The sequence below is a fragment of the Rhizobium sp. NPDC092011 genome (assembly GCF_044756305.1).
In the GTDB taxonomy this organism is placed as follows: Bacteria; Pseudomonadota; Alphaproteobacteria; order Rhizobiales; family Rhizobiaceae; genus Rhizobium.
Window position 1 is genome coordinate 202,430 of sequence record NZ_JBIVSO010000010.1, and the last position, 12,850, is coordinate 215,279.

Sequence of the window (12,850 nt, forward strand, 5' to 3'; positions counted from 1 at the left end):
TTGGTTTCAGTGTTGTCCGGCCGGCTTCCAGCGGATTATCTTCGCCTCTGCAATCGAGACGATGAAAAAGAGGATCACGGCCAAAAGTGCAGCGATGACAACAGTTGCGTAAAGCAGCGGCGAGCGGAAATTATAGGTCGCCTCGATGATGAGCGCGCCGAGCCCGAAGCTGGAACCGATCCACTCCGCCACGATTGCCCCCATGACGCTGCTGGTTGCCGCGATCTTCAAGGCGGCGAATAGGAACGGCAGCGAACTGGGGAGGCGAACCTTCCAGAGGATTTCGGAGTTGCTCGCCGATAGCACCCGCATCAGATCGAGCATGGCAGGACTTGCGGAACGAAGTCCCTGGACCATGTTGACCAGCGTCGGGAAGAAGCAGATGAGGCCGGCGATGATGATCTTCGGGGCGATGCCGTTTCCGAAGATCAGGACCAGGATTGGGGCAAGCGCGATGATCGGGATCGCCTTGACGAAGACGGCGATCGGATAGAAGGCCTTCTCCGCCGTGGCGCTATGGACGAACCAGATCGCCAGGAGGATGGCAATGACGTTGCCGAAGACGAAGCCGAGAACGGCTTCGAGCACTGTGGGTAGGAGGTTTCGTGTCAGTGTCGCGGCATTGTCGCGAAAGGCATAAAGGACGTCGAGAGGGCTTGGCGCCATGAAGGTCGGGATCTTGAAGATCCAGATAACCGCCTGCCATAGCACGATGCAGCCGAGTGCCGCGAGGATCGCCGGCATGTGCGAGGAGACGACGCCAACGGTTGCGTCGAGGACGGCGACCTTGCGCGGTGCCTTGGCGATGCGGCCGATGTCGGAGTGGACGGCATTGCTCATATGCATTCCTCCAGCAGCGCGCGCAGATGCGCGGTCACCCTGATGAAATCAACGGTATCGCGCATCGCAAGTGCGCGCGGATAGGGGAGGTCGACCTTCATGAATTCCTTCACCCTGCCCGGGTGCGCCTGAAGCATCAGCACATGCTCGCCGAGGAAGACGGCCTCGGGGATGGAGTGGGTGACGAAGACGATTGTCGTGCCCGTCTCGCGCCAGATGCGCAGCAGCTCCTCATTGAGCTTGTCGCGGGTGATTTCGTCCAGCGCACCGAAAGGCTCGTCCATCAGCAGGATGCGCGGCTTTGTCACCAGGGCGCGGGCGATGGCGACACGCTGGCGCATGCCGCCTGACAACTCGTGCGGCAGGGCATTTTCACGCCCCTTCAGGCCGACAAGCGCCAGCAGTTCCATGGGGTCGGCATAGGAACTTTTGTCGTGTTTGCCCACTTCAAGGGGAAGGCGGACATTGTCGATAACGCTGCGCCACGGCAGCAATGTCGCTTCCTGAAAAACGAAGGCAAAGTCCCGTCCCTCGCGTGCCTGTCGTGGTGGGCGACCGAATACCGAAACCGAACCATCACTGATGTGAACGAGATCGGCAATGCAGCGCAGCAGGGTCGACTTGCCGCAGCCGGACGGCCCGAGCATGGTGACGAACGACCCTTCCGGAATGTCGACCGAAACATTGGAGAGGGCAGTGAATTCATTGCCCTTGTCGCCGAAGCGGATGTCGAGGTCGCGGATGGAAACGGCAAGCCTTGCCGTTTCGGCAACCGGCAATGGTTGTGGCTGCTGGATGATGGTGGCGCTCATCATGACGGTCACCCGATTTGCTTGCGGATTTCGGTTGTGGCGTCGAGGATCGCCATAGTGGCGACGTCGTCTACCGTCGGAGTGGCGCCGGTAAATTGCTTGAGATCGGCATAGGCCTTGATCTGCGCCTCCCAATTGTCCTTGTTCATCGCACCCCAGCCTGTCTGCTTGGTGCTGTCGCCGAACGAAAAGTCGATGACGGGATGCACGGCCTCAAGCTCGCTCGCCTTGTCGAAATTGGGATAGGCTTCGACCAGCATGTCGACGGCTTCTTCGGGATGTTCGCGAACATAGCCCCAGCCTTTTGCGGCGGCTGTGGTGAAGCGCACCAGCACATCGGAATGTTTGTCGAGCTGCTCGTCGGTCGTGTAATAGACGTTAGCGTAGAGTTTCAGGCCGGCGTCCCACAGCATCATATCGACGCGTTCGTCGCCCAGCACCTTCAAGGCATTGGTATTCGTCACCCAGCCGGTCACGGCGTCGGCCTGGCCGGTGACCAGCTGGTTCATATCGGAACCCATATTGACCATCTTTACCTTATCCTCCGGAATGCCATTTTGGGCGAGGAGGGCGCGCAGAAGGATAAATGCGGTCGGCTGGGTGGCGATGGTCTTGCCGATCATGTCCTTCGGTTCACGGATCGGTGATTTCTTCAACGAGAAATATGTAAATGGATGCTTACGGTATCCGGCCAGAAACGCTTTCACGGGCATGCCGGCGGAGCGGGCGAGCATCACGGAAGGGCTTGAAGAGATCTGCCCGATTGCGGACTGGCCGGCGGCAACGCCGGCGACGCCATCGACATTCGGGCCGCCCGGTACGATGGTAAGGTTGATACCCTGTTCGGCGAAGAAGCCTTTTTTCTGGGCCGCAACCTCGCCGAGTAGACCGTTGGAGGCAAGCCAGCCGAGTTGCATGCGGACCTCGGCGACATCGGCCGCCTTGCCGGCGCGGATGCCAACGAAGGTTTGGGTTGCAGCAAGGCCTCCGACTAACGCAGCATTTGACAGAAAACGGCGGCGATTCATCATGAATTGAGACATTCTGATAGTTCCCCTGTTGATTGGGCGATCGGACTTTTCGTCTCTTTATCCACCAATGATGGGATGATGCGGGAATTTGGCGTTCTAATAAAGAACAATTATGCGTATTATCGATTGCCAAAACGGCAACGCCATTGCCGATGGGCGGCGTTTGGCAAGAGGGGCTTCGGCACGCTGGGATGTCACCTTAATTCTCGCCCATGGATAGGATGAAATACCCTGCGAAGGGGCCGGATCGACGATCGCTCTTGTCGATCAGCCGGCGACGGTGCGCTCGGGTTGCTGCAGGATCGCGTCTCGCCAGACAGACCAGCGTCGGCGCAGCTCACCAGGGCGAAGACCATGTGCTTCGTCGAGCATATCCGCGGCGAGAATCCGATCGGTGCGGAAATGGCGAAAACCCTGCCGCAATTCGCACCACGCCACGAGAATGCGGCTGGTTTCCGAGTAGCCGAGGATAACGGGCCATACGGTTCTCAGCGTTTCCTCGCCGGCATCCGACCGATAGCGCAGCCGAAGTTTCCTCCCCTCGCGCACGGCAGCCCGAAGCATCGACGGATCGATGGTTTCGTCTTCGTGTTTCTGGGTCATCGGCTTGGCGCCGACGCTCGGTTCGACAATGTAAGGGCGCAGGTGTTCGGGAACAGTTGCGGCGATCTTGGCAGCGACATCGCTGGCGGCATTGGCGAGGGTCTTGTCGGCCCGCCCCGCGACCCATTGCACGCCGAGCATCACCGCTTCGATCTCCTCGCGTGTCAACATGAGCGGCGGCATATCGTAGTCGGAGGAGAGGATGTATCCGAAGCCCGCTTCACCTTCGATCGGAACCCGTTGGCTAATGAGATCCGCAACATCGCGATAGACCGTTCGCTTTGAGACCTCGAGCTCCTCCGCAAGCGCAGCGGCGGTCACCGGTCGGCTCGATCGGCGCAAGATTTGGATGATTTGAAACAAACGGTCGGCGCGGCGCATGCTTACTGACTCCTGCTGCCAGTATGGTGGCAACAGGCTTGTGCGACAAGTGCCTTCTCGGCGCCTGTGATCTTGTGCGCCTCTTGAAGGAGATAGCCCGTGAAATTAGCGTCCACCCGCCTGATCGCTGCCGACATCAAGAAGATCGTCAGCTTCTATGAGATGGTCACAGACCAAAAAGCCGAGTGGCTGGCACCCGTCTTTGCCGAAATCGTCACTCCCACCGCAACACTTGCCATCGGCAGCGACGAGACCGTCGCCCTGTTCAAGGAGGGGAGCGCCGAGCCCGGCGCCAATCGATCTCTCATCATCGAGTTTCAGGTCGATGATGTCGAGCGCGATTTCCTGAGGATAAAGGACCATGCGGAGGTCGTGCATGCGCCGAAAATGATGCCCTGGGGCAACAAGGCGGCGCAGTTCCGTGATCCGGAGGGGACGCTCGTCAGCCTCTACACGCCCGTTACCGACATTGCGAAACAGCGCTTCGCCACACGTTGAGGGTCGGCCATCGTTGAAGCAACGGGCTGAGATCGAACCGCCCGTTGCCTGTCGCGATTGGATGTGCTCCGGCATTTGCCGCGTCCGGCCACGATATGCCGTCTGTGATATTGCCTGCCATCCGATGGTCCTCAATCGCTGGCGGAGGACTGCGGTGGGGCTGGTTAAGCTGAAACCGGCGTTTCGTGCAGGTGCCGCCACCGGAGCGGTTCGCCGGCGAAAGCTTCCAGCACGACGGTCGAGCGCCTGATGGTTTGAATTCCATCGGCATCCGCCTGCGTCTCGCGATAGGTAAGGCAGGCACCTTCAGCCCATTGGCGAACGATTTCGATCTCGTCGACTACGATCCGCAGCTGCGGGCTTTTTCCGCGTAGCGGACCAAAGAAATCGGCTACGGCCCGTTTGTTGAGAACGCTCCCCTGCATCGAAATCATGCGGAATTCGGGCGAGAAATGTTCAAGCAGCAAGGCAAGATCTGCAGGCTTGGCCGTTCCGGTGAACCAGTGTTCGATCGCGGCGCAGGTGTCGATGATCTCACTGAACAGTTTGTTGGTATCGGTCATATTCGGCTCCTTGCCGGGTGAGGTTGGACGATGATCACGCATGCTGGCCGCCAGATCGCAGGCGCAGAACGAGGGGTAGCGGAAGTACGATCAGAACGGCCGCAATCACGAAGCAATATCGGTACGGCATGGTATCGCCCGTGTTGCCGCCGACCGCGAAAAAGAAGCCGAGCAGGCCACCGAGCACGCTTGCACCGAGAGAGAAACTGAGCTGTCGGTTGATATTCCAAAGCGCGCTTGCCTCCGCCATCCGCTCTGTTCGAATCGAGGTGAAGGCTGCCGTTTGTGCTGTGCTCGTGCAAAGGCTTGCTCCGAACCCCATTCCGACGAAGGAGGCGATTCTGACGAACAGCAATCCGGCGAATGGTGTGGCCAGCAGCAGCACGCCGGCTGAGGTGACGGCCATGCCGACCGCAAAGAGTGGTCGCGGACCTCGCGAGGCAAACAGCCGCCGGGTCGACATGATCCCGACGAAGGATGCGCCGGCCCATGGAAGCATCAGCATTCCGGTCTCGGTAGCCGTCAGCCCCAGGCGATCCTGCAGGTAAAGGGAGGCGACCAGGTTCACGCCCGTGAACACGCCTGGCACACAAAGATAGATGATGCTGCCGGTCCTGAGCATCGGATCGGACAGCAGGCGCAGATCGAGCAGCGGCTCGGGCGAGCGTAATGCATGATGGACATAGCTTGCGCCCGCCACGGCTGCGACAACAAGAGCGATTGCGGCGTGAAGGGTGTTTCCCGCTTGGCTGACGAGCGTCAGGCCCAAGGGCAGGCAAAATAAGGTCATGGCGCTCAGCAAGAAGCCGGGAATATCAAGCGCCGGCTTGGCTTCCGTCGGTCTCTGAGCCGGGGCCCAGGCAAGGGTCAGCGCGGCAATCGCCACGGCAAGCGGTGCAATGCCGACAAACACCCAGCGCCAGGAGACGCGATCGGCGGCAATGCCACCGATGGCCGGCGAGAGTGCCGGCACCAGCAGCGCAACGGTCATGACCACCGCCGTCAGATGGGCACGGTCCTCCGGCGGATAGGCGCGATAGGCCATGCTCTGACCGACCGGCACAAGCAGTCCTCCGCCCAGACCCTGAACCAGCCGCCAGGCGAGAAGCGCCGTCATCCCGCTGGCAGAGCCTCCGCCGATGCCGCCCACCGCCACGATGAGCAGCGAGGCAACGAACACGCGACGTTCGCCGATCCGTCGGGCAAGCCAGCTCCCCAATGGAATGGCGACCGTCAGGCCAAGCATATAGATGGTGCCGACCCAGGTGAGCTGCGCCACCGATGCGCTGAGCTCCCGCTGCAACGCCGGCAGAGCGGCGTTGAAGATGAACATGTTCGCGAGATCGACGGCAAAGCCTAGAAGATAAAGCGTGGCTATACGGGAGCGGACAGACAAGGAAAAGCCTTTGATTGGAAACACGCTTGCCGGGATATTCGCTTTCCTATCGCTGGACCAGACGATACAATTCGACATCATCTGTCGTATTTTTTTACCAATCGGAGGAAAGAGATGGGGGTTAGTCTCGATCGCCTGGCCGTTTTCCGGGCTGTGGTGGAAACCGGATCGTTCACCGCGGCCGCCCGGCAGCTCAATCAGGCGAGAGCCGCCGTCAGTTTCAATGTCAAGCAGCTCGAAAGTGAATTGGGCGTCACGCTCCTTCACCGCACCACGCGCAGCCTAGCCCTGACCGATGCCGGTGAACGGTTCTATGCGCGCTGCCTTCGCATTCTGAGCGAGGCTGACGAAGCGATCTGCGAGGTGCGGATGGATCAAACAGGGCTGAGCGGGAGTTTGCGGCTGACATCCACTGTCGAATATGGCGTCGCGGTGATCGCTCCGGCACTTCAGAAATTCACCGCGCTCCATCCCGATCTCGATGTCCAATTCGAAGCGAGCTCGACGAATGTCGATTTGTTGCGGGAGCGGTTCGACGTGGCGATCCGCATGGGACGCAACGAGCAATTCCAGACGTCGCCCTATGCGGGTGTGCGTCTTGCGACATATAGGCTGCGGCCCGTTGCGTCCCCTGAGCTCGTTGCAGGACTTGAGAAGACCATTGTCGACACGCCCGCGATGTTGAGTGCGCTGCCGTATGTCGGCAACGCCACCGTCGAACATGTGAAAAGTTGGACCATGCTCGATGGCAACGGGCGCGAATGCCTGTTCGAGGTGCCGCGCAGGTCTCGATTTCTCGTCAACAACGCATCGGTGGTTAAGGCGCTGACCATTGCCGGCGCGGGCGTTGCGCTTCTGCCGGATTGGTTCATCGCGCCGGAACTCGGCAGCGGAGCCTTGATCGATGTCCTGCCGTCCTATCGTTTCCCCGACCAGCAAATCTATGCGATGCATCTGCCCGTACATGTCGTTCCCCAGAAAATTCGGGCATGGCTCCGGTTCCTCAAGGATCATCTCCGCCATTGACTTTGCCACAGCGCTCTCAACCAACGCCGTCCCCTTCCTGTTGCGGCCTCTGATTGTGTAAGGGTGGCGCTTCATCGATTTTGCGTCGGAATGCCAGTGTTTGCTACCGATCGATGGCCGTCGAATCTAAGGAGACCGGCTATTCCGGCATGATGAATGTTGCGTCCGCTCCGGTGCCCGGCGTTGAAACGGTCGCTTTCGTGGATCGGCGGCGGCTGTCGTTGCAATTGCGCCTTGGCGGCGAATGGTTCACAAAGGAGCGTATCGGGGCGGCGCGAAGCTTTCATTCGAGGTATGTCCCTAAAACACTTGCGGATCGCACGACGAAGGTCCTGTGACCGCCACAATGCCAGATGACGCCACATCCCGGAGTTCCCATGCGCCGTATTGGTCTTTTTGTCGTGGTTGCTTTCCTGTTTCTGGCCGTTGTCTTGGCAAGCACCTGGACGGCGCTCGCATCCTTCTACCGCCTGCCGATGCCGCAATCCGGCCGCCTGGCCGTTGCCGCGCTTTTTTGCTTCTTCGGATTGCTGACGCTCATTGCCCTGTTCACAAGGCTGCGATGGCTTGTCTTTGTCATCTTTGCCGCCACATTTGCCGCGGTTCTGATCTGGTGGAGCACCATCACGCCGCCAGTCGGGGTCGCCTTCTTGCCGGAGGATGCGCGGCAAGTCACCGGCAAGATCGAAGGCGACCGCCTGGTTCTAACTGATGTGCGCAACTTCGACTGGCGTACCGCGACCGACCATACCGAAAAATGGGAAACGCGCAGCTACGATCTGTCGAAGCTGCGCAGCGTCGATCTGTTCATGTCCTATTGGGCCGGCCCTACGATGGCGCATACGATGATGAGCTTCGGTTTCGAAGACGGTGAACAGATCGCCTGGTCCATCGAAGTACGATACCCGGTAGGCGGATCCTATTCGCCGATTGCCGATGCCTTCAAGACCGATACGCTCATCGTGATCGCCGCCGACGAGCGCGATGTCATCGGGCTGCGCACCAATGTGCGCGGCGAGGGTGTGCATCTCTATCGTTTGAAAGTATCGCCTGAGGATGTTCGCGCCATTTTAGTCGGCTATGTTAACGACGCGAATGCGCTTGCCGCCGAACCGCAATTCTACAATTCGATCACCACCAACTGCACGACGGCCATTGTCCGGATCCTGCGGCTTGTCGGCGCCAAGGTACCGCTCGACTGGCGCTTGCTGGTCAACGGTTATCTGCCCGGCTATCTCTACGATCAGCAGCGTGTCGACACGCGTCTGCCGCTGGCAGAGCTGCGCGAGCGTTCGCGCATCAATGCTCGGGCCAAGGCGTTCGGCCTCATGCCGGGCTTTTCGGCGGCAATCAGAGAGGGCCTACCGGACCCGAACAAATAGCGGCGAGATCGTCTTGCGCATGCGCTCGGTCTCGCTTTGCCACTCCTGGTCCAGCCGCAAAGTGCCTTCGCCGGTCACCGGCCTGACCCTGTCGGAGACCAGTCGGCCTTGAGTATTGCCGTCTGCTCGCCGGCGAGCGTAGTAGCGACCGGCCTCGATCTGCGGCTCAATCCCAGATGGTCAGCATAGCGTTTTCGACAAAGGCCAGATGAGCGTCCATGGCGTTTCGCGCGGCCATCGCATCGCCCGCGACAATGGCATGAACGATGCGATCATGGTCGGCCATGATGTGTTGGCGAACACTCTCCATATCCGCAAGATGCCGGTGGAACCTCTCGTCAACATCATCCGATCTGGAGTTCCACAATTGATCCAGCAACTCACGCAGCAAGGCGTTGCCGCTGCCTTCGGCGACCGTCAGATGCAGCGCGCGGTCGTTCTCAGGAGACCAGGTACCGCTCTTCGTTTCGGCTCGCATATGCTTGGCGATCGCAACCAGTCTTGATTTTCCGGCTTCGTCGATATTCTCAGCTGCCGACGCGGCGGCCGCCGGCTCCAGCAGCCGGCGCACGGCCATCACTTCAAGCGGCGAGTGGCCCGTTTCGGGAAGGCTGTCGACGGGCTGGTTCGGGGTGCTCACAAACGCGCCTACACCGACGCGGACATCGATCAAGCCGGCCACTTCAAGGGCGATCAAAGCTTCCCGTACGGTCGGGCGCGATACGCCGAGGCTTGATGCGAGCTCGCGCTCGGACGGAAGCTGATCGCCGTGGCGCGCCGTACCGTCAGCGATCTGCTCGCGAATCTGGTCTGCAATTTGAAGATATAGCTTCCGGTTCGATACCGCTTGAAGTTTCATAGTCGTGTGGTGTCCCGCTGATCGCAAATATTTGGAAGAAACGACGTTCGCTGTCAACTTGCCTTCCTGGTGGTCAGGCCACTTGACAGCAAGGTGGCTGTACCGTAGTTGAGCAGTCAGCGACACGGGAATGGCTGTCTGACGGAGGAGCGGATATGACGGATCTAACGGGCAAGACATGTCTCGTGACTGCAGCGGCGCAAGGTATTGGCCGCGCCGCCGCCCTGGCCTTTGCCGCCGCCGGCGGTCGTGTCTATGCGACCGACATCAACAAGGATGTGCTCGACGAACTGCGCGGTCAGTCCGGAATAGAAACGCGGATCTTGAATGTTCTGGATACGGCGGCTGTCGACGCTCTAGTCGTCGAGATCGGTCGCATCGATATCTTGTTCAATTGCGCCGGCGTGGTTCATGGCGGGACGATCCTTGAAAGCACCGAGGCCGAACTTGATTTCGCGCTCGATCTCAACCTGAAAGCTCAGGTGCGCACGATCAAGGCGGTATTGCCGGGCATGATCGAACGCAAGGATGGCGCGATCATCAACATGGCGACCGTTGCATCGTCGGTGAAAGCTGTTCCGAACCGCTTCGTTTATTCGGCCAGCAAGGCGGCGGTGATCGGGCTGACCAAATCGATCGCCGGGGACTATGTCGCGCACGGCATTCGCTGCAATGCGATCTGTCCCGGCACGGTCGACAGCCCGTCGCTGCAGGAACGGTTGCGAGCCACAGGCGACTACGAGGCCGCCCGCCGAGCCTTCATCGCCCGCCAGCCGATCGGCCGGATCGGGACGGCCGAAGAGGTTGCGGATCTTGCCCTGTATCTCGCCGGCGCGACCTACACGACGGGACAAATCCACGTCATCGACGGCGGCTGGACGGCTTGAGGCGATAAGATGAACGCTCTCGTCTCCATGACCGGTATCGACAAAACATTCCCGGGCGTGCGCGCGCTCCAGAATGCCCGCTTCGAGCTGCGCCCCGGCGAAGTGCATGCGCTTATGGGAGAAAATGGCGCCGGCAAATCGACGATGATGAAGATACTCGCCGGCATCTACCAGTCGGACGCGGGCGAGATATTGATCGGCGGTCAGAAGCTCGAGATCAACTCGCCGGCAAAGGCGAGGGACGCCGGCATCGGCATCATTCATCAGGAGCTTAATCTGATGCCGCATCTGACGGCGGCTCAGAACATCCTGATCGGACGCGAGTCCCGTCGTGCCTTCGGACTGCTGTTGGACGAGCGCAAGCTCAATGAGCGGGTCCGCGAGATATTCCGCTCGATGCGGCTCAATCTCGACCCGAGAGCCATGGTCGAGAGCTTGACGATCGCCAAGCAGCAGATGGTCGAAATCGCCAAGGCGCTCTCCTATCGGTCGCGAATCCTCATCATGGATGAGCCGACGGCGGCTCTGAATGATGCGGAGGTCAACGACCTCTTCGACATCATCAACCGGCTGAAAAGCGAAGGCGTCGGCATCGTCTACATCTCCCACAAGATGGACGAAATAAAGCGCATCGCCGATCGGGTGACCGTCATGCGCGACGGCTCCTACGTCGATACCGTCGATGCCAAGACCACCGAAGTCGGCAAAATCATTTCAATGATGGTCGGGCGGGAAATTACCAGTGAGCTTGCGACACCGCCGGATCTTTCGCAGAGCCCGATCGTACTCGAGGCACGGCGGCTCAATCGCGGAACGATGGTGCGCGACGTCTCCTTTACATTGCGACGCGGCGAGATTCTCGGCTTCGCCGGCTTGATGGGTGCGGGCCGCACGGAAGTCGCGAGGGCCATATTTGGCGCCGACCGGCTGGTCTCCGGAGAGGTGCTGGTGCATGGCAAACCCGTCCGCATCCGTTCGCCCCAACATGGGGTGCGGGCTGGCATCGGCTATCTTTCGGAGGACCGCAAGCGCTACGGCCTGCTGGTCGGCATGGATGTCCGCAACAATATCGCAATGGCAAGCATGTCGCGCTTTGTGCGAAGCGGCGGCCTTCTGAACGAAAGCGCGATGCAGCGCATCGCCAGGCGCTATATCGGCGACCTTGCCATCAAGACGCCTTCCGATCGCCAGGAGGTGCGCTTCCTGTCCGGCGGCAATCAGCAAAAGGTGGTCATTGCCAAGTGGTTGCTGCGCGATTGCGACATTCTGATTTTCGACGAGCCGACGCGCGGCATCGACATCGGCGCCAAGTCCGAGATCTATCGCCTGCTGAATGAACTTGCCGCAGAGGGCAAGGCCATCATCGTCATTTCGTCCGAATTGCCCGAGGTCCTGCGGCTCAGCCATCGCATTGCGGTCATGTGCGAGGGCAGGTTGACCGGGTTTCTGCCGGCAAGGGCCTCGCAGGAGGAGATCATGCATCTGGCTACGCTGCGCGACGGCGCCATCACAGAAGGAAGAAGCGAATGACCTCGAACGTCGACAGCGATGAAAGAACGCTGAAGGAAAGGATTTCCGATTCGAGACAGAAGCTTCTCGCGTTCAGTGGCTTGGTCGTCTTGATCGTCCTCTTCGCCGCAGTGAAGCCCGAGGATTTCCTTCAGGTCAGCACATTGACCAACATTCTCACTTCGACGGCCGTCAACGGCACGCTTGCAATAGCCGCGACCATGATCATCATCACCGGCGGCATCGACCTGTCGATCGGCACGTTGATGACCTTCTGCGCGGTTGCAGCCGGTGTGTTCATCACCTGGCTCGGCCTGCCGATGCCGCTTGGCGTGGTCGGCGCGATCCTTACCGGTGTGGTATGCGGTGGCGTGTCCGGCTTCCTGATCGCCTATGCCAAAATCCCTCCCTTCATCACGACGCTTGGCATGATGCTGATCTACAAGGGACTGTCGCTGCAGATCACCAACACCAAGCCGATCTATTTTACCCAATCGCCGGAATTTCAGCAGATCGCCAGCGGCTCGATCATCAAGGACATCATTCCCGGCCTGCCGATCGCCAACAGCGCCTTGATCATGGCGATCGTCGCCATCGTGATTGCCTTCGTTCTGGCAAATACCTTGTTCGGGCGCTTCATCTTTGCACTGGGCTCGAACGAAGAGGCTCTTCGCTTGTCTGGCGTCAACGTCGATCGCTGGAAAATGATGGTCTATGCGGTCGCCGGCGGGATCTGCGCAATCGCGGGCCTGCTCATCGCCTCGCGCGGCAACTCGGCGCAGCCTGCGCAGGGCATGGGCTTCGAACTCGATGCGATCGCCGCTGTCGTCATCGGCGGAACCTCGCTCGCCGGAGGACGTGGGACCGTGCTTGGCACCATGATCGGCGCCTTCGTCATGAGCGTGGTGCAATACGGCCTGCGCCTCTACGGCATGGCCTCCGAAAAGCAGGTCATGGTGACCGGGCTCATCATCATTCTCGCTGTTTATTCGGACATCTTCTGGCGCAAGAAGGCCTGATCACCCAACTGCGCCCGTCGAGAGTTGAGACAGTCAAAAAGAGG

14 protein-coding genes are annotated in these 12,850 nt (G+C 60.0%); 7 read left to right on the forward strand and 7 right to left on the reverse strand.

The window, feature by feature from the left end; all coding sequences use genetic code 11:
- Positions 1–6: 6 nt before the first annotated feature.
- From ACIQJ2_RS29320 to ACIQJ2_RS29335, 4 genes are all read right to left on the reverse strand, one after another.
- The gene (locus ACIQJ2_RS29320; RefSeq protein ID WP_400672558.1) at positions 7–840 is read right to left on the reverse strand and encodes an ABC transporter permease; all 834 of its coding nucleotides are present in this window, start codon (positions 838–840) and stop codon (positions 7–9) included.
- Positions 837–1,652 (reverse strand): ABC transporter ATP-binding protein, encoded by an 816-nt coding sequence (locus ACIQJ2_RS29325; protein ID WP_400672675.1) that lies wholly within the window; start codon positions 1,650–1,652, stop codon positions 837–839. The genes ACIQJ2_RS29320 and ACIQJ2_RS29325 overlap by 4 nt, the downstream gene beginning before the upstream one ends.
- 8 nt (positions 1,653–1,660) lie before the next feature.
- Positions 1,661–2,695, reverse strand: a complete 1,035-nt coding sequence (locus tag ACIQJ2_RS29330) for an ABC transporter substrate-binding protein (protein WP_199150563.1) — start codon at positions 2,693–2,695, stop codon at positions 1,661–1,663.
- A 255-nt stretch (positions 2,696–2,950) separates the two neighbouring features.
- On the reverse strand, positions 2,951–3,667 hold the full coding sequence (locus ACIQJ2_RS29335) for a helix-turn-helix transcriptional regulator (protein WP_400672561.1): 717 nt from the start codon (positions 3,665–3,667) through the stop codon (positions 2,951–2,953).
- 99 nt (positions 3,668–3,766) lie between these two features.
- Between ACIQJ2_RS29335 and ACIQJ2_RS29340 the strand changes: the two genes are divergently transcribed.
- Positions 3,767–4,165, forward strand: a complete 399-nt coding sequence (locus ACIQJ2_RS29340; RefSeq protein WP_400672564.1) for a VOC family protein — start codon at positions 3,767–3,769, stop codon at positions 4,163–4,165.
- A 164-nt stretch (positions 4,166–4,329) separates the two neighbouring features.
- Here ACIQJ2_RS29340 and ACIQJ2_RS29345 read toward each other — a convergent pair whose 3' ends face one another.
- Both ACIQJ2_RS29345 and ACIQJ2_RS29350 read right to left on the reverse strand, forming a co-directional pair.
- A complete protein-coding gene (locus ACIQJ2_RS29345) occupies positions 4,330–4,728 on the reverse strand; it encodes a DUF4440 domain-containing protein (protein ID WP_400672567.1) in 399 nt (132 codons plus the stop codon).
- 34 nt (positions 4,729–4,762) lie between these two features.
- A complete protein-coding gene (locus ACIQJ2_RS29350; protein ID WP_400672570.1) occupies positions 4,763–6,124 on the reverse strand; it encodes an MFS transporter in 1,362 nt (453 codons plus the stop codon).
- A gap of 114 nt (positions 6,125–6,238) precedes the next feature.
- On the opposite strand from ACIQJ2_RS29350, the gene ACIQJ2_RS29355 reads away from it, so the two are divergent.
- From ACIQJ2_RS29355 to ACIQJ2_RS29365, 3 genes are all read left to right on the forward strand, one after another.
- A complete protein-coding gene (locus ACIQJ2_RS29355) occupies positions 6,239–7,150 on the forward strand; it encodes a LysR family transcriptional regulator (protein ID WP_400672573.1) in 912 nt (303 codons plus the stop codon).
- Between the two features lie 113 nt (positions 7,151–7,263).
- On the forward strand, positions 7,264–7,488 hold the full coding sequence (locus ACIQJ2_RS29360) for a hypothetical protein (RefSeq protein ID WP_400672576.1): 225 nt from the start codon (positions 7,264–7,266) through the stop codon (positions 7,486–7,488).
- Positions 7,489–7,527: 39 nt separating this feature from the next.
- Positions 7,528–8,532: a DUF4105 domain-containing protein gene (locus ACIQJ2_RS29365; protein WP_400672578.1), complete on the forward strand. Its 1,005-nt coding sequence runs from the start codon at positions 7,528–7,530 to the stop codon at positions 8,530–8,532.
- Between the two features lie 166 nt (positions 8,533–8,698).
- Here ACIQJ2_RS29365 and ACIQJ2_RS29370 read toward each other — a convergent pair whose 3' ends face one another.
- Positions 8,699–9,391, reverse strand: coding sequence for a FadR/GntR family transcriptional regulator (locus ACIQJ2_RS29370; protein WP_400672581.1), 693 nt, complete (start codon positions 9,389–9,391; stop codon positions 8,699–8,701).
- 155 nt (positions 9,392–9,546) lie between these two features.
- Here ACIQJ2_RS29370 and ACIQJ2_RS29375 point away from each other — a divergent pair, with 155 nt between their 5' ends.
- Genes ACIQJ2_RS29375 through ACIQJ2_RS29385 form a run of 3 tightly spaced genes read left to right on the forward strand, consistent with a single transcriptional unit; the run spans position 9,547 to position 12,806 of the window.
- Positions 9,547–10,278, forward strand: a complete 732-nt coding sequence (locus ACIQJ2_RS29375; RefSeq protein WP_199150571.1) for an SDR family oxidoreductase — start codon at positions 9,547–9,549, stop codon at positions 10,276–10,278.
- A gap of 9 nt (positions 10,279–10,287) precedes the next feature.
- Positions 10,288–11,808: a sugar ABC transporter ATP-binding protein gene (locus tag ACIQJ2_RS29380; protein ID WP_400672584.1), complete on the forward strand. Its 1,521-nt coding sequence runs from the start codon at positions 10,288–10,290 to the stop codon at positions 11,806–11,808.
- Positions 11,805–12,806 (forward strand): ABC transporter permease, encoded by a 1,002-nt coding sequence (locus ACIQJ2_RS29385; protein ID WP_400672586.1) that lies wholly within the window; start codon positions 11,805–11,807, stop codon positions 12,804–12,806. Before ACIQJ2_RS29380 ends, ACIQJ2_RS29385 begins: the two co-directional genes overlap by 4 nt.
- Positions 12,807–12,850: the final 44 nt, after the last annotated feature.

Excerpts from the sequence above, each read along its gene's own strand:
- ACIQJ2_RS29320 (WP_400672558.1), bottom strand. The coding sequence starts at position 840 with ATGAGCAATGCCGTCCACTCCGACATCGGCCGCATCGCCAAGGCACCG.
- ACIQJ2_RS29325 (WP_400672675.1), bottom strand. The coding sequence starts at position 1,652 with ATGAGCGCCACCATCATCCAGCAGCCACAACCATTGCCGGTTGCCGAA.
- ACIQJ2_RS29330 (WP_199150563.1), bottom strand. The coding sequence starts at position 2,695 with ATGTCTCAATTCATGATGAATCGCCGCCGTTTTCTGTCAAATGCTGCG.
- ACIQJ2_RS29335 (WP_400672561.1), bottom strand. The coding sequence starts at position 3,667 with ATGCGCCGCGCCGACCGTTTGTTTCAAATCATCCAAATCTTGCGCCGA.
- ACIQJ2_RS29345 (WP_400672567.1), bottom strand. The coding sequence starts at position 4,728 with ATGACCGATACCAACAAACTGTTCAGTGAGATCATCGACACCTGCGCC.
- ACIQJ2_RS29355 (WP_400672573.1), top strand. The coding sequence starts at position 6,239 with ATGGGGGTTAGTCTCGATCGCCTGGCCGTTTTCCGGGCTGTGGTGGAA.
- ACIQJ2_RS29360 (WP_400672576.1), top strand. The coding sequence starts at position 7,264 with ATGGCCGTCGAATCTAAGGAGACCGGCTATTCCGGCATGATGAATGTT.
- ACIQJ2_RS29365 (WP_400672578.1), top strand. The coding sequence starts at position 7,528 with ATGCGCCGTATTGGTCTTTTTGTCGTGGTTGCTTTCCTGTTTCTGGCC.
- ACIQJ2_RS29370 (WP_400672581.1), bottom strand. The coding sequence starts at position 9,391 with ATGAAACTTCAAGCGGTATCGAACCGGAAGCTATATCTTCAAATTGCA.
- ACIQJ2_RS29375 (WP_199150571.1), top strand. The coding sequence starts at position 9,547 with ATGACGGATCTAACGGGCAAGACATGTCTCGTGACTGCAGCGGCGCAA.
- ACIQJ2_RS29380 (WP_400672584.1), top strand. The coding sequence starts at position 10,288 with ATGAACGCTCTCGTCTCCATGACCGGTATCGACAAAACATTCCCGGGC.
- ACIQJ2_RS29385 (WP_400672586.1), top strand. The coding sequence starts at position 11,805 with ATGACCTCGAACGTCGACAGCGATGAAAGAACGCTGAAGGAAAGGATT.